This is a genomic window from Staphylococcus sp. HMSC055A09 (assembly GCF_001809655.1).
GTDB classification, from domain to species: domain Bacteria; phylum Bacillota; class Bacilli; order Staphylococcales; family Staphylococcaceae; genus Staphylococcus; species Staphylococcus capitis.
On record NZ_KV798364.1, the window covers coordinates 139,756 to 163,944 of the forward strand.

Here is a 24,189-nt window from a genome sequence, read left to right on the forward strand (position 1 = left end):
AAACTCTTGTAAATTCAGAAGTAAATAAAAAAAATACTAAGATGAGTGGTTTGGGAATCTTAGTATGTTCAAGATAAAAATATTAATTTGATTGTTCTTCATCTACAACAAGTGGTTGATCTGGTTTAACGAAGAACCATAGAATAGCAGCAATAACTGCAGGAACAATTAATAATTGTAATGTCATTGACCAACCTAGTTGATCTACTACTATACCGGCAAGTAATGGGCTAATTAATGCGCCGATGTTCCCCCATAAGTTCATCCAACCAGACACTGTGCCTGAGAAGTTACGACCAAGGTCAGTCGCTGCTGCCCAGCTCATACCCATTGAAATACCTACGCCACCTAAACATAAGGATAACCAAACAATTGTCATGTATAAGTTATCAGTATGAACTGCTAAAAAGATTGATACAGAGAACACTACAAATCCAGCGATAGCAATCGCACCACGCGCTACAAATCGTGACTGCCCAGAATTTAAAATTTTGTCTGAGATTGCTCCAGCTGAGAGTATTAGGAAGAACATAAACAACCATGGTAATGAACTGATTGCCATATCTTTGAAATCCACATGATATTGCTCAGCCAAATATGTTGGTAACCAAATTAAGAATAATGCGATAACGAATTGTACTACAAAATATTGTAGTGCAATTGCATAGAAACTAAAGTGACTTAAGAAACGTTTCCAGGGTGGTAAAGACTTTTCAGTTGCAACAATATCACGATGCTCAGTGATATATTTCTTCTCCGCTTCACTTACCATTTTGTGATGCTCAGGTAAATCTTTAGCAATGATTGCCCATAAGATAGCCATAACAATACCAACTGCACCAAAGATATAAAATACTGCTTGCCAGTTAAAGGCATTAACAATTGCAATTGTGATAATCGGTGCTAGTACTGGTCCAAAATAAGACCCAGCTAGAAGAGCACTCGAAGCTCTTCCTTTTTCGTTTTTAGCAAACCAAAATGAGTTAAATACGGCATTCGATGGGTACATTGGGGCTTCGCCGACACCGAATAAAAATCTTACAAAATATAATAAACCGTGATGTTTAATCATACCTGTCAAAATTGTGAATGCACTCCACCATACGAGAGCTATAGTAATCATTTTACGAGGACCAAATTTCTCAGCTAACACTCCAGAAGGCACTTGCATAAATGCATAACCTAGTGAGAAAAATGAGGCTAATAAACCAAATTGTGTTTTTGTCATACCTAAATCTTTCATCATTGGAGCTGCAATATATGAAATATTAGACCTATCCATATATGCAATTACGCCGATGAGAAAGAACCCAATTGCAAAATACCAGCGTACATTACTGCGTTTTTCATTCATATTTGTTTCCTACTTCCATTTAAATTATGTTGTTTCTATATAAGATGTCGTTAAGTTTCAGAAATTCCCTGCGATGACTGTTAAAACTACCCTTTTTAGAACAACTTTTTTAAGTTGTAGCGCTACAATTTTTATATAATATAGCACGTTGTGAAAACGGTTACAATAGTTTAGACGAAATTTCTTTAAAAAATGTATATTTTTCGTATATTTTACTGGAATCTCCAGTTTTAAGCATGTGATTTAGATTCACTTATATAATGGTGTCTAAAACCATATTTTTTATAAAATTGAGTAGCTTAAAACATTAAATTAATTATTTTTTATTCATTATATGAAGCATATATGTAATTTTATGCATAAATTGAATATGATTAATAAAAGCTAAAGAAGTTTGAAGAATATTCCTAAAAATAGTAAACTGAATTCAAAGAAAACGTTTGAAATTTTTTTGATACAATTTCATATAAATCCACTGGAAGTGCCTTTGTTTAGGGCTGAGAGTAAAGAAGTGACTTTATAATTCCTAGAACCTGATCCAGTTCATACTGGCGTAGGGAAGTGGCGACAAGAGAGTTTTAGGACTTATATAGATGATTTAAGCGCTATTTCCCATTCAGGGAGGTAGCGTTTTTTTATTTATAAATTTGAGGTGATGCACATATTTATCGCAATAACTTACGATAAGACACTTACAACACAAGACTTAGAACACTTCTTAAATATCGAGGAAGGCATTGATGCCCTATTATTTCGAACGTCTATGCCAAAAAATGAATTAAAGAAGATTTTGATTCAACTCATTAACCAAGGTTTTCCTAAGGATAAAATGATTATTCATAGTGACACGGCATTATTAGAAGAATTAAACCTTAGTCGTATTCATTTTAAAGAAAATGTTAAAACAGCTTTTGCATATAAAAAATTACATCCAGAAATCCAAGTGGGTATGTCCACACATAGCATAGATACTATTTATACATGTATAGATGAAGGACTTGATTATGTTTTTTACGGTCATATTTTCCCTACTCCCTCACATCCGCATGACACGCCACGTTCACATGATGAAATCGTAGAAGCATTAAATCTACCTATACCTATTTATGCTATCGGAGGAATTTCTGAACATACGATTTCAAAGTTGGAATATGGATTTGATGGTATTTGTGCTATTTCATTTTTCATGAATGCGTCTTTAAATGAAATTAAGGAATTAAGAAGGAAGTGGTCACAACATGCATGATGTACTTATTATTGGCTCTGGTGTCATAGGTATGTCAATTGCTAGACAGTTAAGCGCAACAAATTATGACATCGCGATCATCGACCGAGATGTTCCAGGTAAACATGCTTCATATAAAGCTGGAGGCATGTTAGGAGCACAAAATGAATTTACTGAAGATAACGATTTATATAAATTAGCCATTGAATCGCGTGGGATGTTTCCTAAATTAAGCGAATCTTTATTAAATGAGACTGGAATCGACATACAGTTCAAAGATTCAGGACTTATTAAGATTGCTAACCAAGAAGATGACCTCGAATCACTCACACGTCAATATGAGTTCCATAGACAAATGGATTCTAGTGTCAAGCTACTATCCAATGATGAACTTATACAGCTTACCAATGCGAATGTTGAACCAGCTTATGGCGCAATTCATATACCTAGTGATGGTCAAATCAATGCTAATAAATACACGAAAGCTTTGTTTAAATCTCTACAACAACATTACATCACACGATATTATCACCAAGAGGTTCAATCGATTGATAGAAGAAATGGCTACTACGCTGTGTGTACTGACCAAATGTCACCTATTGAAGCACATAAAGTGATCGTTGCAAGTGGTGCTTGGTCCTCTCAACTATTAAAAAACTACTCTCTTCCTAGAGAAGTCATTGGAGTTAAAGGCGAAGTTCTATTACTGGAACATGATGAACTAGATCTTAAAGAGACATTATTTATGACTAATGGATGTTATATCGTTCCAAAACAACCCAATCGTTTCTTAATAGGAGCAACAAGTGAATTTAACAATTACTCTGTAGGCACATCAGAAGGCGGTTTAAATTGGCTTTTAGATCATGCAAGCGCTCGTGTTCCAGAACTTAAGAATAGTCGTGTACTTAAAGAATGGTCAGGTGTTCGTCCTTACACGAATAATGAAATGCCAATGATGGATCAAATTGATGATGGCTTGTTCGTTATTACAGGACACTATCGTAATGGGATTTTATTATCTCCCGTAATTGGACGCGATATAGCAAATTGGTTAATTTCTGGCATTAAACCACCTCGTTACTCAAGCTTTAGTGTGAAAAGGAGGAGCAATTATGAAGTGTATTATTAACGGAGACTCATTCAGCTTTGACCAAGAACAATCAATTTATGATGTTTTAACAGCACTAGAATTAGATCCTAAGCGCGTTATCGTTGAATTCAATAAAGAATTAATTAAACAAGATAAGTATCATGAACATACTGTTAGAGAATATGATCGATTAGAATTATTAGAAATTGTTGGAGGCGGATAAAATGTTTAAAATTGGAAATTTAGAATTACAATCTCGTTTATTATTAGGTACTGGTAAATTTGACAATGAAGATATTCAATCACAAGCGATTGCAGCTTCAGAAACCAATGTTTTAACCTTTGCTGTTCGTCGTATGAATTTATATGATCGTGATTTACCTAATCCTTTAGCTAACGTTAACTTAAAAGACTTTATTACTTTCCCGAATACAGCAGGTGCTAAAACAGCTGAAGAAGCAATTAGAATTGCTGAAATTGCTAACCATGCAGGTGTATGTGACATGATAAAGGTTGAAGTTATTGGCGATGACGAAACGTTACTTCCTGATCCATTTGAAACATATGAAGCTTGTAAAGTACTTTTAGAAAAAGGATATATCGTATGTCCATATATCTCAAATGACCTCGTCTTGGCGAAACGTTTGGAAGAACTAGGTGTACATGCAGTCATGCCACTTGCGTCCCCTATTGGAACTGGTCGTGGTATTAATAATCCGCTTAATTTAAGTTATATTATTGAAAATGCTAATGTACCGGTTATTGTTGATGCAGGTATCGGTTCACCGAAAGATGCATGTCATGCAATGGAGCTAGGCGCTGACGGTATATTACTCAACACAGCGATTTCTGCAGCTAAAGATCCTGTGAAAATGGCTGAAGCAATGAAGCTTGGAATTAATGCGGGTAGACTTTCATACGAAGCTGGACGAATACCAGTAAAATATACTGCACAAGCATCAAGCCCTACTGAAGGTTTAGGTTTTCTATAATGTCACGCTACGATAGACAAACGAGATTTCACCCTTTTGGCGAAGACGGACAACATCAACTCTCTACATCACAAATACTTGTCTTTGGTGCTGGAGCTTTAGGGAGCCATATCATAGACCAGCTTGCTCGCATGGGTGCTAATCATCTTACAGTTATAGACATGGACATCGTTGAAACATCAAATTTACATCGTCAGACGCTTTATGACGAAGAAGATGCCTATCATCTTGTTTCTAAAGTTGAAGCTGTAAAAAATAAGGTGAGTCAAATCAACTCAGAAGTCACTCTTACTGCTTATGATGTTGAAGTCACTTCTTCAAATATTGAGGATATAGTAAGTGAGATTAATCCAGACATCATTATTGATGGAATGGATAATTTTAAAGTGAGATTTCTCATAAATGAAGTGTGTCATAAGTATGAAATACCGTGGGTCTATGGAGCAGCTGTTGGTAGTAAAGGAACTGTTTACGGCATTGATTACCAAGGTCCTTGTTTAAAATGTCTCATGCAAACCATACCTGAGACTGGAGAAAGTTGTGCTATTAATGGTGTTCTCCCACCTATTGTCTCAATTGTAGCAAGTTATGAAGTGGCTGAAGTGATTCGCTACTTAAGTGGAAAAGGATTTTCAAAGCAAATGATTACCATCGATGCGTTTGATCTTAGTTATAAAGCGATGAACGTAGATATATTGAAAAATAATGAATGCCCAGTGTGTGAAAACCATCAATATGACTTATTAGAAACAAAACAAGAAAATACTATTGAGCAAATGTGTGGTCATACGTACCTATTTAGAATGCCTAAACATGCATTTGATTACTCAAATCATTTCCCTGGAAATATTGTAAAAGCTACTTCATTCGCTACACTTATCAAATATGAAAATTATGAATTTACTCTATTTAAAGATGGACGCATGAATGCTTACGGGGTTCATAGTGATGAAGAAGCTAGTGGTTTATATCATACTTTAATCAAATCTATTCGATAATTTCGTACAAATCAGGTTTGCCTTTATTATCAATTTTAAGCAATTATTGTTATTATCTATTATAATTAACATACAATGTATTAACATTGCTTAATTTAAAGGAGAAACGAGTTATTAATGGAACAGATTATTACAGAGTTTATTAGTAAGTGGGGCTATACCGCTATATTTATTTTAATCTTATTAGAGAACGTCTTACCTGTAGTTCCTTCAGAGATTATTCTTACCTTTGCTGGTTTACTATCAGTGAAATCCCACTTATCTATATGGACACTATTAATTATTGCTACTATAGCTTCGTTTATTGGTCTACTCATTTTGTACTATATTTGTAGACTTATATCTGAGGAAAAATTATATCGATTTGTGGACCGTCATGGTAAATGGATGAAATTAAAAAGCAAAGATTTAAAACGCGCCAATGATTGGTTTAAAAAATATGGCGCATGGGCTGTCTTCTTATGTCGTTTCGTACCAGTATTACGTGTGCTGATTACTATACCAGCTGGCATTAACCGTATGAATGTAGTTCAATTTACTATCCTTTCCTTATTAGGAACAACAATTTGGAATTTCGCACTTATTTTACTTGGACGCTTATTAAGTGATAGTTTCGGTGCTCTTATGATTGGCATTCATACATACTCACGTATCATGTATGTCATCATCATTATCGCTATTATTTACTTCGTTATCCGTTACTTCATGAAAAGACGCAAAAATGTTAAATAAGTTTAGCTGAGTAATCCTTTTTTAGGGTTTACTCAGCTTTTTTCATACAAATTAAAATTTTTAGTACGCTATCATTGAAAAAACACTACATTTTAAAGATAATTTATGTAAGCGCATTACTTTTTTAAAATAATGCATATGTGATGGAAATATTTAACAGAGGTGACTAAGCATGACTCCTATTACTGAAAGTGAAATGAAACAAAAATATTTAGATTTACTCTCTCAAAAATTTGATAGTGCTGAGAAATTAGCAACAGAGATCATTAATTTAGAATCTATCTTAGAATTACCTAAAGGCACAGAACACTTTGTGAGTGATTTACATGGTGAATATGAATCTTTCCAACACGTTTTACGTAATGGTTCAGGAAACGTTCGCGCAAAAATCAATGATATATTCGAAAATAAATTATCTCAACAAGAGATTGATGACTTAGCAGCCTTAGTGTATTATCCAGAAGAAAAATTAAAATTAGTAAAAAATAATTTTGATTCCATAGGTAAACTCAACGTATGGTATATCACTACTATCGAACGTCTGATAGAACTTATTACATATTGTTCATCAAAATATACAAGATCTAAACTACGTAAAGCTTTGCCTGAACAATTTGTTTATATTATTGAAGAGTTACTATATAAAAGTAATGAATTTCATAATAAGAAGCCCTATTATGAAACTTTAGTTAATCAAATTATTGAATTAGAGCAATCTGATGATCTTATTATCGGTTTATCATATACCGTCCAACGTCTTGTAGTCGATCATCTTCACGTAGTTGGTGATATTTATGACCGTGGACCGAAACCAGACAAGATTATGGATACGCTCATTAACTATCATTCAGTTGATATTCAATGGGGTAACCATGATGTGTTGTGGATAGGCGCTTATGCAGGCTCTAAAGTATGTTTAGCTAACTTACTTCGTATCTGTGCACGCTATGATAACTTAGATATTATTGAAGATGCTTATGGCATTAACTTACGTCCTTTACTTACTTTAGCTGAAAAGTATTACGACGCTGAGAACCCTGCTTTCAAGCCTAAGAAACGTCCTGATAAAGATGCAAGTTTAACCAAACGTGAAGAAAGCCAAATCACTAAAATACATCAAGCGATTGCTATGATTCAATTTAAACTCGAAATGCCTATTATTAAGCGTCGCCCTTCTTTCGAAATGGAAGAACGTTTAGTATTAGAAAAAATTGATTATGACAACAATGAAATTACAGTTTATGGCAAAACTTATCCCCTTAAAGATACTTGTTTCCAAACTGTAGACCGAAACGATCCGGCGAAATTACTGCCTGAAGAAGAGGAAGTTGTAGATAAATTACTTCTTTCATTCCAACAATCTGAGAAATTACGTCGTCATATGTCATTCTTGATGCGCGAAGGTAAACTTTATCTTCCATACAACGGCAATCTTCTGATTCATGGATGTATCCCAGTTGATGAAAATGGAGAAATGGAATCTTTCGAAATCGAGGGCGAGCAGTTAAGTGGACGTGAATTATTAGATGTCTTTGAATATCATGTACGCAAAGCTTTCGACCATAAAGAAATCACTGATGATATATCTACTGACTTAGTATGGTATTTATGGACTGGTAAGTATTCATCTCTATTTGGTAAGCGTGCAATGACAACATTTGAACGCTACTTTATAGAGGACAAAGCTTCTCATAAAGAGGAGAAGAATCCATATTATCACTTACGTGAAGATGTTGATATGATTCGCAAAATGTTGAAAGACTTTGGACTAAATCCAGATGAAGGTCGTATTATTAATGGTCACACACCTGTTAAAGAAATCGACGGTGAAGATCCAATCAAAGCTGATGGTAAGATGCTCGTTATCGATGGCGGCTTCTCTAAAGCCTATCAATCCACGACGGGTATTGCTGGATATACACTGCTTTATAACTCATTCGGTATGCAATTGGTGGCTCATCAAGAGTTCAATACTAAAGAAAAGGTATTATCAGATGGTTCTGATGAGCTATCAGTGAAGCGTGTTGTAGATGAAGAATTGCAACGTAAAAAAATAAAAGATACCAATGTTGGTAAAGAGTTACAAGACCAAATTGATATCTTAAAAATTCTAATGCATGATAGATATTTAAAATAAATAGAAATACTAAGCATAAAATCCTTAGTTTCTTGTCATAAATAAAGTGAATTCTGTTTAAAAGTCATCTTGCTTTCCGTGGGGACGGTCTCAATCTTGCTCAGCAAGTTTTCAACTCGCCCTATTCCCACAGGAGCCGGATGACCTTTTTTATATCTTAGTCATTTCAAAATGTAAAATTCTTTTGACATTTTATGTCAGTACGTTATCATAATAATGTCAAAAACTTTTTACATTACGGAGTGGAATTAATGAAAATTATTCTTTTATTAGTAGTATTCTTAGTCTTTGGAGTATTATGGAATATAATCATAAACAAATATTTGCCAACTATTTTAACCGATGTGAAAAATAAAAAATATGACGAAAGACAATCTCAAATGGTCGTTGAAATATTCGCCAAAACATTATTATGGACGGTATTTAGTTTGATTGTTGCTATACTATTAAAAGTCTGTGATTTTACTGACTCACAAAAAAATGTTTTCACCAGATTTTTTAGCAATTATCCAGAGTTACATTATTTAATTTTAATATCAGGATTTTTAATAATATTCTATTATCATACTAAGAAAAAATATTCAACTTGAAGGTAATAAAGTGAAAAATAATATTTTGTACTATCGTAAAAAGATGAAAATATCTCAAGAAACATTAAGTAAGAATCTTGGGGTTTCTAGACAAACTATCAATGCTATTGAAAATAACAAATATGACCCATCATTAGTATTAGCGTTTAAATTAGCTAAACAGTTCTCAGTTACAGTTGATGAGTTGTTTACTTATTAATGGGTCATTATGCCCTAACCATATCAATGAATCACAAATAAACCCGTAGATGACTCAACTTCATCTACGGGTTATTAGTTTACATTAAAATGACCTCAGTTATTATCATGCATGGGCATCTCTTAAAATACCATAAACCCCTGTGTCATTTTCTGGTAATTCTCTATTACTACGTTTGAATGTGACTTCTTTATCTTCACTAATGTAGTAAATCAACATGTCTTTATCTGTAAGTTCATGGTACTCTTCTGCTGGCACTTCTACTATATTGTGTTGTGTAATGTAATTATTAAACCAGCGTGGGCTGTGATTTTCATCAAATAAAATATGATTACGAATCGGACCACTCAAGTTATTTCTCGCCTGTTCATCATTGAAAGAAACAGGCATCATATCAACATTATTTAAACCGAATTCTGGTACTAATTCATTAAATGCCAGACTATTGAAAATAAATGACTGTGTCATTAAGATACATTTATTATATCGAAGTAAGTCGGAATAAATACGATCATTACTTGATAATAAATTACCTTTGAAGACTTCAAATCCCGCTTCATGTGCTTTCTCAGATGTATTTTCAAATAAATTGAACATCATAACTGGAATCCCATGATCTCGTAAATTCACGCCTAGGTGGAATGAGAACTCACTCTCACCTACTATAATTACACCTGGTGGTTCATTACTAGCGACACCGAATAATTTACTTAATGGTGTAAAGCTAAAGCCATAAATGACCACGGTAATAAATACTAAGCCGAATGTCACGGGCGTGATATATTTCGCCATAGCTACTTTGTCATCCATAAATAATCCTGAGAAGAATTGGGCCACTGTTAATACGACTATCCCTCTTGGCGCCATCATAGCGACAATCGCTCGTTCTTTCTTAGAAATTTCAGTTTTAAATGTTGAGAAAAGCACTGAAATAGGTCGAACTAAGACAATCATGACAATACAGAAAATAAAGAGTTGCCATGATACTACATTAAGTAATACATCTTTCGTAAGTGATGACGTGATTAAAATAAAGACTGTACTTACTAATATAGAAGATGCATTATCGATGAAATGATCTGATTCTTTAAAGATTAAATCATGACGTTTTTTACGTGCCATTATTAAACCAAAAATTGTCACCGCTAATAATCCAGATTCCGATAATATTGCATCACAAACACTAAATGTTAAGAGAATAAAAACGAATTGGATAGGTGGCATTAAATTTTGTGGAATCATATCTTGGCGTATGAACCAATTAAATAAATATGACGCACCAAAGCCGATTACGACAACGGCTAATATTTTCAGTACGAATATGAGAATAACAATGAAACTTATACCTTGTTCAATAATTTGGAAGATATAAAATGCTGTCAATGCAAGCATCGGACCAATTGGGTCGAGAATAATACTTTCCCATCTTAATATAGAGTCAACATTCCTCTTTACTTTCGCTTGTTTTAATAATGGTTGAATCACAGTTGGACCTGTAATTAAAAAGAGTCCTCCCATGACAAAGGATACGGAGATTGGAAAGTTTAGGATTGTATGTAAGGCTATCGCACCTAAAATCCATGCAATAACTGCGCCGACTGTTATGATTCGAATAACCGCTTTAGAAATTCCTTTAAGTTCCCTAAAATCTAAATTACTGCTACCTTCAAATAAAATAATTGCAACAGCTAAGGAAACGATTGGACTAAACACTTCAGATCCTAACGCTTCTTTAGGATTAGTGATACCTAATATCGGGCCAACGAGTAAACCAACAATCGCCATAACTACTATAGATGGCCATTTAATTCTATCTGCTAACCATTGACTAAAAATCCCTAATGCTAGAAATAGAACTATCATCAGCATAATGGGTAAGTCCAATGACATATGAACACCTTCTTAATATATTTACTTGCCTAATATATTCAATATTGCCTAATACTATCAAAAATGATGTATAAATGCATTATTATTTGCTTAAAACTTTTGTAAATGTATAAAAATAATTAAATTGATTAAAATTAAACTTACAATTACTGAGCACCTTAAGTTTATGATACATATTAATTATACACTAAAGTCAAATTATCGTACGTCACATTTATACAATAGTACATATGTGATGAACTTTACTGTTTATTTTTTCGTCTATATCATCTACAATAGATAGATGTGATTTTTCAATTTTTTAAAATAAATGAATACATACAACATCTTTAAAATATATAAATTTGAAGGGATATGCATGTTAAATGAATACTGTTAAAGAATCCATCATCGTTGCCTTCGCTTTCGTTGGCGTGGTCGTTGGCGCTGGATTTGCGACAGGTCAGGAAATATTTCAATTTTTCACAAGTAATGGTATCTATAGTATCGCTGGAATTATCATTACTGGTCTTATCGTTACTTTAGGTGGAATATTTGTTTTAAACACTGGCTTCCGTCTTAAATCTCAAAATCATTCTGAATCAATCAATTTCTATTTACATCCTTTGATTGCAAAAGTTTTCGATATCATACTGACTATATTTTTATTTTCACTTGCTATTATTATGACGGCAGGTGGTGCATCAACAATTAACGAGAGCTTTGGCATACCTTTTTGGCTAAGTTCTTTAATCTTAGTAGTGCTAATATTACTCACGTTGTTTTTACAGTTTGATCGATTAATTGCTGTACTTGGTGGGGTTACACCTTTCCTAGTCGCTGTAGTAGTAATGATTGCTGTGTATTATTTTGTTACTGGTCACATTGATTTTACTGCCGCGAATCAATATTCTAATAACAATAAATCAATTTCTCCAGGTTGGTGGTTCGATGCAATCAACTACGCCAGTCTACAAATTGCAGCTGCTTTCAGTTTTCTAACAGTTATGGGTGGTAAGTTGAAGTTTCAGAAATCGACTGTTTATGGTGGCTTAATTGGTGGTCTCATCATTACTTTCCTATTGCTAATGATTAATCTAGGATTAATTACTGAGTTCGATAAAATAAAACATGTGGCATTACCATCGCTACTCTTAGCAAAACAGATTTCACCTTCTATCGGCACAATTATGTCTGTGATCATGGTGTTAGTAATATATAATACTGTTGTAGGTCTAATGTATGCATTTGCTACACGTTTTAGCCAACCCTTTACAAAACGTTATTTTAGTTTAATTATTATGATGGCTATCATTACTTTCATTTGTACATTTATTGGATTTATCTCACTGATTGGTAAGGTATTCCCAATTATGGGACTATTTGGTTTTATTTTGCTTATCCCTGTCATATATAAAGGTTTTCTTAGACACTAAATATGAGTCAGGCGAGCTGTTAATGCTCGTCTGGCTTTTTTGTTGAATGTATCTTACTTCCCTTTCACATTTCTCAAAGATTATTACTCTCCATATGTTTTTCATTTTCAAAATTAGGATAAAAAATTTCGGGAATATAAATTGTGGAGGTGTCTTAAATGACAAATCAACTATTTATTAATAATGAATTTATCGAGAGTCAATCGAATGAAACGATGGATGTGATTAATCCTGCTACAGGGGAAAAATTCGATACAATTACATTTGCGACTAAAGAAGAAGTCAATAACGCAATTGAAAAATCTAAACATGCTCAACGTGAATGGGAACGCGTTCCTCAACCTACACGTGCCGAACATGTAAAATTACTCATTCCATTATTAGAACAAAATCGCGATGAAATAGCACAATTATATGTGAAAGAGCAAGGAAAAACGTTAGCTGAAGCTTATGGTGAAATTGATAAGTCTATCGCATTTATTGATTATATGACTAGTTTAAGTATGAGTAATAAGGGCGAAGTACTTCAAAATAGCGTAGAAAACGAAATTATCCAAATTACGAAGAAACCTATTGGTGTCACAGCGGGCATCGTCCCTTGGAATGCCCCTATTATGGTTTTAATGCGAAAAGTTATTCCCGCTGTTGTTACGGGATGCTCAGTCGTTATTAAACCAAGTGAAGAAACGACACTTTTAACATTAAAATTAGCTGAACTATTCCGTGCTTCAACAATACCAGCTGGATTAATTCAAATTGTTCCAGGCACTGGCGAAACGGTTGGAACACAACTTGCAACGCATGAAGATATTCAACTCATCTCACTTACAGGTAGTATGCGTGCTGGTAAATCAGTATATGAACATGCAGCACAAACAGTTAAGAAGGTAAACCTTGAGTTAGGTGGTAACGCACCTGTTATCGTTACACCTCATGCGGATATCGACAAAGCTGTAGACTATATTGTCACAGCTCGTATTAATAACGCTGGTCAAGTGTGCACATGCCCTGAACGTATCTTTGTTCACGAAGATGTTCATGACGAATTTATTGAAAAGGTTTCTAACAAAATGAGTCAATTAACTGTAGGAGACCCACTCGATGAGAATTCAGATTACGGAGCTATTATTAACCAAACTCAACTCAATAGTATTCATGAAAAAGTCGAAACTGCAGTGACAAACGGTGCCAAATTAGTATTGGGCGGACAAAAATTACAACGTGATGGTTTCTTCTACGAACCAACTGTATTAGATCATGTAAATCCTGAAGATAGTGTATTTAAAGAAGAAATATTCGGACCAGTCCTAGCGGTTACAACGTATAACGACTTCGATCAAGTGATTGATGACGCTAATGATACAAATGCTGGTTTATCTTCATATATTTTCTCTGAAAACTTTAAAGAAGTAATGACCGCTTCAGAACGTTTAAAATTTGGTGAAGTTTACGCCAATTGTGAAGCAGAAGAAGTAGTGAACGGTTATCACGCAGGATGGCGCGAATCTGGTTTAGGAGGCGCTGATGGTATTCACGGCTTTGAAGAGTACTATAACACTACAGTAAGTTATTTAAGATATTAGTAGTATATGAAAAGACCCTTTTAGAGTGAACATGTCATTCTAAAAGGGTTTTTAATTATTGATTTAAAGCTTTGTCTAACGATTCAATATCTTTTTTCATTAGTGATTGATAAGTGATTGACTGATTGTCTTTTTCTTTTTTAGTAAGTACTGCTAAATTATGGAAACTTAAAGGTTGGGTATCTGTTTCTTTTTTTATCACATCTGTAATTTTAGAAGTAATATTTTGTTCATATAATACATAAGGAGACTTGGAATTTTTGATGTTCTTCACGATACTCAATATCTTCTTCTGACTTGGTTCTTCATCATTCATTCCATTAACGCCTTCTTGTTTAAAATGATAACGATGAGTAAGATAGCCTAGAGAATCGTGAGAAATAATAATTTTTTCACGTTTAGGGCTTTTAGTGATTTTTTGCATCTTTTTATCGATATTTGCGACATCTTTATCTAACTTTTTATAGTTTTTTTCATAGTATGACTTATGTTTAGGATCTTTTTGAATAAGCTTATCTTTGATTTTCTCAGCGAAAATGCGATCTAATACTGGGTCTAGCCAAACATGTGGGTCGTTTTCAGTTTCAGCATGATTATGACCTTCATCTTCATCGTGATCATCGGAATGGATTAATTCTTTTTGATTTAAATCGCTTGCAAGGGCTAATTTCATATTTTTATTTTCCATTGATTGAGTTATTTTAGCTGAAACTGGGTCTAAGCCATCGCTAGAGTAGATGAATAAATCACTTTTCGCAATATTAATCATATCTTTTTGCGTAGGCTCATAAGAATGTAAATCAGCACCTGGAGGATAAATAGATTCTACATCTACGTATTTACCGCCAATTTGTTCTATAAAACTTTGAAATGCAAAGACGGTTGTATATATTTTCATTTTGTTGTGACTATTGACATTGTCTTTTTTGCTAGAATTTATACTCTTACTACATCCACTTAATATTAAAATTAATGATAACGTAATAAAGATAATTGCCTTTCTTTTCAAAATGAGCCCTCCACAAAGCGTAATTATTTCGTTTATCACTATATCTATAACCTTCTAAAAAAGCAATAGCTAAGCCTTTAAAAAATTAATCATGTTTTAGAATTTAAAAAGAGTGATAAATATATGTATAAACATTTTAAAGGAGTGAACGTTAATGGCTGAAGAAATTAAACAAGGCGATCATAAATTTTATGTGGGAGAAGATGAGAATAATCCACAAGCAGTAATTACTTTCAAAGAAGTAGATAACAATGAAATCGATATTGACCATACTGGTGTATCTGATGAACTAGGTGGTCAAGGTTTAGGGAAAAAATTAGTGAATAGCGTTGTTGAATATGCGCGTAATAATAATTTAAAAATCATTGCTTCTTGCCCATTTGCTAAAGATGTTTTAGAAAAAGACGACCACGCGCAAGATGTATATTTAGGCTAATACATTGATATTTAATCATTCCAAGGAGATATTATTCTTCTTGGAATTTTTTTGATTCAAACTTGCTCTTTTCACCTCCTAGTAGTATATTTATTATACTTAGTATAAATATTAAATGAAGATGACTTTTTCATCTGAGGAGGACTACACTTTGCATACCTTTCACTCATCAGAAGCAACGCAAGTTACAAATATCACTCTGAACGTTAAAGATTTAAATACAATGACTGACTTTTACTCTAATGTTTTAGGTTTTACAATCAATAAACAAACTGAGCAACAAACCATTTTTTATATCGGTAAACATGGACATACATTAACTTTGAATAGATTGATTGATGGTCGTCAACCTGGATTTAGAGAAGCTGGATTATTCCATATCGCCTACCTTCTCCCTTCGCGTGTTGACTTAGCAAACTTCCTTTATCATACTAGCCAACTCAATATCGCGGTTGGTGGTGGCGATCATCTTGTAAGTGAGGCTTTATATTTTAATGATCCAGAAGGTAACGGCATTGAGGTCTATCAAGACCGTCCTGATGAAGGATGGCAATGGAGTGATGGATTTGTCAAAATGGATACACTACAAGTTGATGCCAATGATTTAATTGCTCAACGTTCTAAAGAAGGATGGCAAGGTTGGCCAGAAGATGGGATAATTGGGCATTTACATCTTAAAACACATGATCTAGGACAAGCACGCGCATTTTATATTGATGATCTAGGGTTAGAACAAATTTCTAATTTCCCCCAAGCACTCTTCATGTCCACGCAGAAATATCATCACCACATTGCGGTGAATACTTGGCAGTCAAATATAGCAAGAACACATAATCAACTATCATATGGATTAACTCATGTAGATATATATCAACCTAATGCAGAGATTAAACATTTAACATCACCAGAAGGCTTTGACATTAAGATTCATGGTGATAAAAATTTAGTGTTAAACACATAAAAAAAGAGGGCTTTCGCCCTCTTTTAATTTTTTATTTATATTAATACATACCATTTGGTTGGTTACTTGTATCAATAAAGATATTTTTAACTTGTTGATAGTTTTTAATTGCGTCTTTATAAACTTCACGACCAATACCAGATTTCTTATAGCCGCCGAATGGTGCGCCTGCTGGAATTTGGTTATACGTATTAATCCAAATACGACCAGTTCTCATTGCTTTAGAAACATTTAATGCACGGTTGATATTAGTTGTGAAAATACCACCAGCTAAACCATATTCTGAGTCATTCGCGATATCAATCGCTTGTTGTTCATCATCAAATTTTTCAACTACTAAAACTGGACCAAAGATTTCCTCTTGAGCTAATTTGTGTTTATTATCTTTTAACTCAATAATAGTCGGCTCGAAATAATAACCTTTATCTAATCCATTGTCTGTAATACGATGACCACCAGTTAAGATATTAGCTTTATCATCATCTTCTGCAATTTTTACGTAACTTTGAATTTTTTCTAATTGATCTGGACCAGTTTGCGCACTCATTTTTACATTTTCATCAAATGGATCACCAACTGTGATATTTTCAAAAGCTTCTTTTAGTTTAGGTAATAATTCGTCATAAATTGAAGATTGTATTAGCAATCTTGAACCTGCACTACAAACCTCACCTTGGTTAAATAGAATTCCTAACTGAACGCCTTCAACAACTTGTTCTAAATTCGCGTCATCAAAGATGATGTTGGCACTCTTACCACCAAGTTCTAATGTTGTAGGTACAATGCGTTCAGCTCCTGCTTTTGCTACGCCGTAACCTACATCTGTTGAACCAGTGAATGATAACTTATCTACACCTTCATGGTTAAAGATAGCGTCACCTGATTCAGAACCTTTACCAGTTAAAACGTTCACTACACCTTTAGGTAAAACTTCTTGGAAAATTTTAGCAAGTTCAATTAATGATAAAGGCGTTGAAGAAGATGGTTGAATAACCACTGTGTTACCTGCAGCTAATGCTGGTCCTAATTTCCATGAAGCTAATAAAATTGGGAAGTTCCATGCAACCACTGCACCTACAACACCTACAGGTTCATTGACAACTAAACTCATAGTGTTTTCGTCAATTTCATTGACTGTACCTTCATCAGTAGTTAAAACACTTGCGAAATATTTAAACTGATTTGCTGCTTGAGGTACATCAATTGTAGAAGTTTCACGATATGGTTTACCATTTTGTAATGATTCAACTGTAGCTAAATGTTCAGCCTTTTCATGAATGCGACGACTAATTTCTAATAAGTAATCAGCGCGTTCAGCTTTTGAAATTTTACTCCAGCTATCAAAAGCATCATGTGCAGCTTGCACTGCTTTATCGACATCTTCTTTGCCAGCTCTTGCAACTTTAGCTAAGTCTTCGCCATTAGCTGGGTTAGTTACTGTTAATGTTTCTCCACTACCACTTGATTGGAATTCGTTATTGATAAATAAGCCATAACTTTCGTCGATATAATCTCTTACGTTAATATTTGCCATTTTAACCCATCCTTTATAGTGATATTTGAATTGTTGAAACTACCTTGCTTAACTTAAATATATTTAAAAATGTAAACGTTTACTTTTGTAGTTTTTATTTTACCTTCTTTTCTATATGATTCAAAACAATGTGTTTATGAGCATACTCAAAAAGAAGTCCTAGTCTTGAATTACCCGCATATATAAAGACTTATTCACTTCTGAAAAATTTAAAAATTTTCAAAAAAACAGACTCTACAATCTAAAATTATAGAATCTGTTCTTGAATATTTTAAATTATTATACCCAGCTAATAACGTCATCTTTGTTTTGACGAACTTTACCATGAGCAGGTTCTTCAGCTCTATAACCGAAACCAACCATTACTGAAATACCGAAATGTTCAGTATCTAGGATACCTTCATCAGCTAATATCTCAGTCACTTTATCTAAGTCAAATCCTTCCATTGGGCATGAATCAACGCCTAAGAGTGCTGCAGTCGTCATCATATTACCTAATGCAATATAAGTTTGTTTGCTAGCCCAATCATACAATGTACGTTCATTATCATTAATGTGGAAATTGGTTTGGAAATTATCAAACTTTTCATTAACTGCTGGAATTGTGCTTTCTTCGTACTGTTTAACACCACGAATTAAGTTTTGGACGTATTCAGATTGAGAAGTTACATTTTTACGTGCAAATATCAATACAAAGTGACTCGCTGTATCTAACTGCTTCTGAGCACCCCAACTGTATGGTTTAAGTTTATCTCTTAATGTTTCACTTTGGACTACAACAAAATGCCACGGTTCCAAACCTAGAGAACTCGGAGATAATCTCCCTGCCTCTAAAATTGTTTCAAAATCTTCATCACTCACTTTTTTAGACGGATCAAATTGTTTTGTAGCGTGTCTAAATTTAAACGCATCAATGATTGTTTGATTCATATTACTCATACCAGTGTTTCATCCTTCCTAAAATACATTGTTAACAATATCAATTTTCATTACATCAAAAGTATAAATGACTTTTGTACACGATAAAAGTAAATGAATTTCATAAAAAAAGAGGATGTTTATTTTTAAAATGAGAGATTTTTCACATTTTTCTTTTCCAAAGGTCATTTCGCACTTGATTTGTGAAAACTTTCACAATATAATGAGCTTGTAAGTTTTAGTCTTACTTATTTATTTTTATTCTTATAACTTATTATTTAGTACGATTTTTTATATTTTAGAAATGGGGTTATTTTTTAATGACAAGAATTATGTTTTTCGGTACACGCGAATATGAGAAAGAAATGGCATTAAACTGGGGTAAAAAGAATAACATTGAAGTAACTACTTCTACTGAACTTTTAAGTAAAGATACTGTCGACCAACTTAAGGATTATGATGGTGTAACTACCATGCAATTCGGTAAATTAGAAGTTGAAGTTTACCCTAAACTCGAAGCATACGGCATCAAACAAATCGCTCAACGTACTGCGGGATTCGATATGTACGATTTAGATCTTGCTAAAAAACATGGTATTGTTATTTCTAACATTCCTAGTTATTCACCTGAGACTATCGCAGAATATTCTGTTTCTATCGCATTACAACTTGTACGTAGATTCCCTGCAATCGAAAGACGCGTACAAGATCACAACTTTACTTGGGCGGCACCGATTATGTCACGTCCAGTTAAGAATATGACAGTCGCTATCATTGGTACAGGACGTATTGGAGCTGCCACTGCTAAAATTTACGCAGGATTTGGCGCAAAGGTTGTTGGTTACGATGCTTATCCTAATCATTCTTTAGACTTCTTAGAGTATAAGGATTCTGTTGAAGAAGCTATTAAAGATGCAGACATCATTTCATTACACGTACCTGCAAACAAAGAAAGCTTCCACTTATTTGATAAAGAAATGTTTGCGAAAGTTAAGAAAGGTGCTATTTTAGTTAACGCTGCTCGTGGGGCTGTTATTAACACACCTGATCTTATTGATGCAGTTAACGATGGCACATTATATGGTGCTGCAATCGATACTTATGAAAATGAAGCCGACTACTTTACATTTGATTGGACTAACAAAACAATCGAAGATCAAACGCTTTTAGAGCTTATTAGACACGAAAAGATTTTAGTCACACCTCACATTGCTTTCTTCTCAGATGAAGCAGTACAAAACTTAGTTGAAGGCGGCTTAAATGCAGCGTTATCAGTTATTCAAACTGGAACTTGTGAAACACGTCTAAACTAATATATTTAAAAGGGTGAGAAAAGTTGGTATATCCACTTCTTCTCACCTTTATTTATGCTCATATGTTACTTAGAACTACTTCTTCAATAGTAGTTAATACACCTTGTTTATCATTAGATGGTGCTACACCACTCGCTAATTCAAATAATGATGCGTCGTTACTATTTTCCATAACATAACTAAATTGTGCGAGTTCTAGCATATCTTTATCATTATTAGCATCTCCAAATGCCATTAATTCAGTAGACGACATCCCCCATTCAGTAAGTAATCGTCTTAATGCTTGACCCTTTGTCATATTAGGCATAATGACATCTATACTATCGTGCCCACTTGAGACTAGCTTAATTGTATCTTTAAAAGCTCTCTCTAACTCATCATCCAAGTGAGGATGAGTATCTCGATTGATATTGAAAGCAATTTTAACATAATCGTCTTCAGGTAAATGTTGAAGTGAATCAATTTCTTCTAATTGATGATAATAAAAATGCGCGTCCTCTTTAAAAGTTGCTTGGGTACTTTTTAAAATATACGCACTTTTCACACCACATATGATGAGTTCATCCATCTTGTGGTCACTGCTTAAATAATCAACAACGTCTTGAAAATCTTGTCTATTGAAACTTCGGTAGTTGTACAACTTATTCCCATTATATATGACTGCCCCATTTTCAGAAATAAAGAACATATCTCTAACGCCAAAGATAGACTTCAATTTCGCATATTGATTTCCACTTGCAGCTATAAATTGTATGTTATGCTTCTTTAATTTTTTAAAAATTGTTTCAAACCGTGCCTCATCAAATTGCTTATTTGAATCTAAAAAAGTGCCATCCATATCTACTGCAATTGCGCGTATCATTTTAATATCCCCTTTAATTGACCAACTTTAATCTCATTATATCTGTGTGTGTGAATGGAATGAAGTTAAAGATAAGTCTATGAAACTATATTCACATTTAGAAATTGATTTCATCACTTAAAAATACTTAACTCATGTGAATGTTTGTTAAATGTCTATTAAACTTTATGATTTATTACTATAGTAAAAGGTAGAAGTATCTTGTATATACTCCTACCTGATTGTTCTTAATTCACTTGTGTTGCGATGAATATTTTTCGTTTCTCCCAGACACCTGTTTTCTCATTATAATCATCACAAGTAATCAACGTTAATTGATTTTTTTTACCTTTTTGTTCATCTAAAACTTCAACATCTGATGGATTAACGTCATGAATTTTTGTCATTTTATACTTACGTGTTTGATTACCTACTTTAAAATATACTTTACTTCCTTTTTTAGCTGCTTTTAGGTTAGTAAATTGATAGTGCGGACGGTCAGTAAATGTGTGACCAGCGATAGAAATATTTTGTTGATCTAATGATTCATCACCTTCAGCGAAACTCACACCTCTATTAAGTTGCTCTAGTGTCGCAGGTCCTGGATAAACCGGCTCCTTAATTTCAGCATCTGGTACTTCAATATAACCAGCCATTTTGGATTTATCCTTTGGAATTGTAGGTGTCTTTTGTTTCGTCGAGGTATCCTTTTTTTCATCGTTGTCATATTTCTCAATCTTATTGTCGTTATCTTTTTCATGAAGATAATTATCAATATGTGGCTTTGCAAATAAATATATTGCTAATAATATTAATAAGACACCAATGAACGTCGTTAATCGACTCGTCCATTTTTTCATTACTGTAACTCCTTTAAATGTTTTTAAAGATTTATCGTAGTTTGAGATAAGTATAGCATTATTTTGACACGACAACACTAATATAAAAGGAGCTTATAAAATCTTTTATAAATATCGCATGTGAAATTACTTAACAAATAATTGATTTATTAGAAATAAAGGTATTTAATGGAATGTAAAAAGAGGGGTGCCAAATGATTAGACATGCTAGAAAAGAAGACCTGCCAGATATTCTTAAAATTTATAATGACGCCATAATTAATACTACTGCAGTATATACATATGATCCCAAGGAATTAGAAGAACGACTACAGTGGTTTGAAACAAAATCAATAGCCGAAGAACCTATATGGGTATATGTTAAAGACCATCATGTTATAGGTTATGCAACATATGGCTCTTTTAGAGATTGGCCAGCCTATCTTTATTCTATTGAACATTCGATTTATGTTGATCCCGACTATCGTGGTCAAGGTATAGCTTCAAAGTTATTAGAAATACTCATTCAAGACGCAAAGGCCAAAAATTATCGAACAATTGTAGCGGGGATAGATGCTTCTAATGTAGGAAGTATTGAGCTACATAAAAAATTTAATTTCACTCACGCTGGAACAATTAAAAATGTAGGATATAAATTTGAAAGATGGCTCGATTTAGCATTTTATCAGCTTGATTTACATCAATAAAAAAGAATGAAATTTAACTAAGGAATGTCTTTGGTTAAATTTCATTCTTTGTTTTTATTTTCAATAACAAAACGAATATAGTAGAACATAAAAACGAGAATCATACTTAATGATAATGATTTAAATAATAAGTTGACCCATGTCCCCTCTGTAGTCCATAAATAAGTTATCGTTGTGTTAATGATGAATGCTAGAAAGATAAGGAATAATCTTAGCATTGCATCAACCCCTTTTAAGCTATTTTAGATTGGGGACCCACATTTTGCAATACTAAAGAAGCACTTATGATGGTAATAATTCTTTAGTGCTTCTTACATAATAGTTTCTTGACTATTGTGTTCATCTAATATGCGAATTCTAATTTCGACGGTGTTCTTAATGCAATAGACCATAGTCTATTGTAATCCTTTTTAATCATTCAACTATGTACTTACTAAAACAGTTAATCTTTATAACCTTAGAAAAAAGCACTTTAGTCTTGCTATACACAAAACTAAAGTGCTTAATCATTATATTTATAAGTTATTTATTATTTACCATATTTTCAGCTTCACCGAAAATTTTACGTTTAATTTCTTCACCAGTTGGTGTACCAGCTAGACCACCTAAACCTGTTTCACGAAGAGATGCAGGTAAATTACGACCAACTCTGTCCATCGCACCGATAACTTCATCAACTGGAATACGACTTTCAACGCCAGCTAATGCAAGGTCTGCTGAAATTAATGCGTTACCTGAACCAATAGCATTTCTCATTACACAAGGAATTTCAACGAGTCCTGCTACAGGATCACAAACTAAACCTAATAAGTTACTTATCGCAAGTGCCATCGCATGACCAGATTGCTCTGGCGTACCGTTAAAGATAGCTACAGAAGCTGCCGCAGCCATTGCTGACGCAGAACCAACTTCTGCTTGGCAACCGCCTGTAGCACCAGCAACACTTGCGTTGTTTGCAACTACACGTCCAAATAATGCTGAAGTAAATAGGAAATCTATCATTTGATCTTCAGTTAAATCATGCGTTTTCTCTAATTTGAAAAGAACTCCGGGTATAGTTCCCGAGGAACCAGCTGTAGGTGTAGCACAGATGATACCCATTGCTGCATTCACTTCGTTTGTTGCAACTGCACCTTTAACGGCTTCAATCATTTCTTTCCCTGATAAAGCATGATTGTTTTCGTTGTAATCACGAAGTTTTGCCGCATCATGGCCTGTATAACCTGTAACACTTTCTACACCGTCTCCAGTAGTACCTTTTTCTACTGCATCACGCATCACTTCAAGATTTTGTTTCATGCGTTCACGTACTTCGTCGCGTGATATACCTTCTCTTTCCATTTCTTCGTTGATCAAGATATCAGCGAAGGAAATGTCATGTTCAACAGAATAATCTATTGTCTCTCTAATTGAATCAAACATT

At 33.7% G+C, this 24,189-nt stretch carries 24 protein-coding genes and 1 riboswitch; of the genes, 15 read left to right on the forward strand and 9 right to left on the reverse strand.

Annotated features, from left to right (window positions below; genetic code table 11):
* Window positions 1–82 precede the first annotated feature (82 nt).
* A complete protein-coding gene (locus tag HMPREF2642_RS03900) occupies window positions 83–1,354 on the reverse strand; it encodes a pyruvate MFS transporter (RefSeq protein WP_070597681.1) in 1,272 nt (423 codons plus the stop codon).
* 467 nt (window positions 1,355–1,821) lie between these two features.
* Window positions 1,822–1,931: riboswitch (TPP riboswitch) on the forward strand.
* 78 nt (window positions 1,932–2,009) lie between these two features.
* Here HMPREF2642_RS03900 and HMPREF2642_RS03905 point away from each other — a divergent pair.
* From HMPREF2642_RS03905 to HMPREF2642_RS03945, 9 genes are all read left to right on the forward strand, one after another.
* Window positions 2,010–2,600 carry a thiamine phosphate synthase gene (locus tag HMPREF2642_RS03905; RefSeq protein ID WP_070597682.1) on the forward strand — a complete coding sequence of 197 codons (591 nt, stop codon included), beginning with the start codon at window positions 2,010–2,012 and terminating at the stop codon, window positions 2,598–2,600.
* Entirely contained in the window at window positions 2,593–3,711 is a 1,119-nt protein-coding gene (gene thiO, locus HMPREF2642_RS03910) for a glycine oxidase ThiO (protein WP_049427899.1), read from the forward strand. The genes HMPREF2642_RS03905 and thiO overlap by 8 nt, the downstream gene beginning before the upstream one ends.
* Window positions 3,695–3,895: a sulfur carrier protein ThiS gene (thiS, locus tag HMPREF2642_RS03915; protein ID WP_049427897.1), complete on the forward strand. Its 201-nt coding sequence runs from the start codon at window positions 3,695–3,697 to the stop codon at window positions 3,893–3,895. Before thiO ends, thiS begins: the two co-directional genes overlap by 17 nt.
* Window position 3,896: 1 nt before the next feature.
* Window positions 3,897–4,664 carry a thiazole synthase gene (locus tag HMPREF2642_RS03920; RefSeq protein ID WP_002469896.1) on the forward strand — a complete coding sequence of 256 codons (768 nt, stop codon included), beginning with the start codon at window positions 3,897–3,899 and terminating at the stop codon, window positions 4,662–4,664.
* Entirely contained in the window at window positions 4,664–5,662 is a 999-nt protein-coding gene (locus HMPREF2642_RS03925; RefSeq protein ID WP_070597683.1) for a HesA/MoeB/ThiF family protein, read from the forward strand. Before HMPREF2642_RS03920 ends, HMPREF2642_RS03925 begins: the two co-directional genes overlap by 1 nt.
* A 117-nt stretch (window positions 5,663–5,779) precedes the next feature.
* A complete protein-coding gene (locus tag HMPREF2642_RS03930; RefSeq protein ID WP_070597684.1) occupies window positions 5,780–6,394 on the forward strand; it encodes an undecaprenyl phosphate transporter UptA in 615 nt (204 codons plus the stop codon).
* Window positions 6,395–6,566: 172 nt separating this feature from the next.
* Window positions 6,567–8,531, forward strand: coding sequence for a fructose-bisphosphatase class III (locus tag HMPREF2642_RS03935; protein WP_049427892.1), 1,965 nt, complete (start codon window positions 6,567–6,569; stop codon window positions 8,529–8,531).
* A gap of 251 nt (window positions 8,532–8,782) precedes the next feature.
* Window positions 8,783–9,121 carry a hypothetical protein gene (locus tag HMPREF2642_RS03940; RefSeq protein WP_070597685.1) on the forward strand — a complete coding sequence of 113 codons (339 nt, stop codon included), beginning with the start codon at window positions 8,783–8,785 and terminating at the stop codon, window positions 9,119–9,121.
* A gap of 10 nt (window positions 9,122–9,131) precedes the next feature.
* Window positions 9,132–9,320: a helix-turn-helix transcriptional regulator gene (locus HMPREF2642_RS03945; protein WP_002432924.1), complete on the forward strand. Its 189-nt coding sequence runs from the start codon at window positions 9,132–9,134 to the stop codon at window positions 9,318–9,320.
* Between the two features lie 105 nt (window positions 9,321–9,425).
* Here the strand turns inward: HMPREF2642_RS03945 and HMPREF2642_RS03950 are convergent, their stop codons facing one another.
* Window positions 9,426–11,210 (reverse strand): cation:proton antiporter, encoded by a 1,785-nt coding sequence (locus HMPREF2642_RS03950; protein ID WP_023351141.1) that lies wholly within the window; start codon window positions 11,208–11,210, stop codon window positions 9,426–9,428.
* A 365-nt stretch (window positions 11,211–11,575) separates the two neighbouring features.
* Between HMPREF2642_RS03950 and HMPREF2642_RS03955 the strand changes: the two genes are divergently transcribed.
* Window positions 11,576–12,625, forward strand: a complete 1,050-nt coding sequence (locus tag HMPREF2642_RS03955; protein WP_047796702.1) for a YkvI family membrane protein — start codon at window positions 11,576–11,578, stop codon at window positions 12,623–12,625.
* Window positions 12,626–12,783: 158 nt separating this feature from the next.
* On the forward strand, window positions 12,784–14,208 hold the full coding sequence (gene aldA / locus HMPREF2642_RS03960; protein WP_023351138.1) for an aldehyde dehydrogenase: 1,425 nt from the start codon (window positions 12,784–12,786) through the stop codon (window positions 14,206–14,208).
* Window positions 14,209–14,263: 55 nt separating this feature from the next.
* Here the strand turns inward: aldA and HMPREF2642_RS03965 are convergent, their stop codons facing one another.
* Entirely contained in the window at window positions 14,264–15,217 is a 954-nt protein-coding gene (locus HMPREF2642_RS03965; RefSeq protein ID WP_030058804.1) for a metal ABC transporter solute-binding protein, Zn/Mn family, read from the reverse strand.
* A gap of 154 nt (window positions 15,218–15,371) precedes the next feature.
* Here HMPREF2642_RS03965 and HMPREF2642_RS03970 point away from each other — a divergent pair, with 154 nt between their 5' ends.
* The gene (locus tag HMPREF2642_RS03970) at window positions 15,372–15,653 is read left to right on the forward strand and encodes a GNAT family N-acetyltransferase (RefSeq protein WP_002432606.1); all 282 of its coding nucleotides are present in this window, start codon (window positions 15,372–15,374) and stop codon (window positions 15,651–15,653) included.
* 151 nt (window positions 15,654–15,804) lie between these two features.
* The gene (locus HMPREF2642_RS03975) at window positions 15,805–16,614 is read left to right on the forward strand and encodes a VOC family protein (protein WP_030058802.1); all 810 of its coding nucleotides are present in this window, start codon (window positions 15,805–15,807) and stop codon (window positions 16,612–16,614) included.
* 40 nt (window positions 16,615–16,654) lie between these two features.
* On the opposite strand, the gene HMPREF2642_RS03980 is transcribed toward HMPREF2642_RS03975, so the two are convergent.
* Both HMPREF2642_RS03980 and HMPREF2642_RS03985 read right to left on the reverse strand, forming a co-directional pair.
* Entirely contained in the window at window positions 16,655–18,148 is a 1,494-nt protein-coding gene (locus HMPREF2642_RS03980) for an aldehyde dehydrogenase family protein (protein WP_030058800.1), read from the reverse strand.
* A gap of 279 nt (window positions 18,149–18,427) precedes the next feature.
* Window positions 18,428–19,087, reverse strand: coding sequence for an NAD(P)H-dependent oxidoreductase (locus HMPREF2642_RS03985; protein WP_030058798.1), 660 nt, complete (start codon window positions 19,085–19,087; stop codon window positions 18,428–18,430).
* A 299-nt stretch (window positions 19,088–19,386) separates the two neighbouring features.
* Between HMPREF2642_RS03985 and HMPREF2642_RS03990 the strand changes: the two genes are divergently transcribed.
* Window positions 19,387–20,379, forward strand: coding sequence for a D-lactate dehydrogenase (locus tag HMPREF2642_RS03990; protein ID WP_030058796.1), 993 nt, complete (start codon window positions 19,387–19,389; stop codon window positions 20,377–20,379).
* 58 nt (window positions 20,380–20,437) lie between these two features.
* Here the strand turns inward: HMPREF2642_RS03990 and HMPREF2642_RS03995 are convergent, their stop codons facing one another.
* Together HMPREF2642_RS03995 and srtA are read right to left on the reverse strand one after the other, a co-directional pair.
* Window positions 20,438–21,241: a Cof-type HAD-IIB family hydrolase gene (locus HMPREF2642_RS03995; protein WP_049427884.1), complete on the reverse strand. Its 804-nt coding sequence runs from the start codon at window positions 21,239–21,241 to the stop codon at window positions 20,438–20,440.
* Window positions 21,242–21,468: 227 nt separating this feature from the next.
* Entirely contained in the window at window positions 21,469–22,080 is a 612-nt protein-coding gene (gene srtA, locus HMPREF2642_RS04000) for a class A sortase SrtA (protein WP_002432701.1), read from the reverse strand.
* 194 nt (window positions 22,081–22,274) lie between these two features.
* Between srtA and HMPREF2642_RS04005 the strand changes: the two genes are divergently transcribed.
* Window positions 22,275–22,766 (forward strand): GNAT family N-acetyltransferase, encoded by a 492-nt coding sequence (locus HMPREF2642_RS04005; protein WP_030058792.1) that lies wholly within the window; start codon window positions 22,275–22,277, stop codon window positions 22,764–22,766.
* 41 nt (window positions 22,767–22,807) lie between these two features.
* On the opposite strand, the gene HMPREF2642_RS11545 is transcribed toward HMPREF2642_RS04005, so the two are convergent.
* Both HMPREF2642_RS11545 and sdaAA read right to left on the reverse strand, forming a co-directional pair.
* The gene (locus tag HMPREF2642_RS11545; protein WP_016898584.1) at window positions 22,808–22,984 is read right to left on the reverse strand and encodes a hypothetical protein; all 177 of its coding nucleotides are present in this window, start codon (window positions 22,982–22,984) and stop codon (window positions 22,808–22,810) included.
* Window positions 22,985–23,288: 304 nt separating this feature from the next.
* Window positions 23,289–24,188 (reverse strand): L-serine ammonia-lyase, iron-sulfur-dependent, subunit alpha, encoded by a 900-nt coding sequence (sdaAA, locus tag HMPREF2642_RS04010; protein WP_002432338.1) that lies wholly within the window; start codon window positions 24,186–24,188, stop codon window positions 23,289–23,291.
* Window position 24,189: the final 1 nt, after the last annotated feature.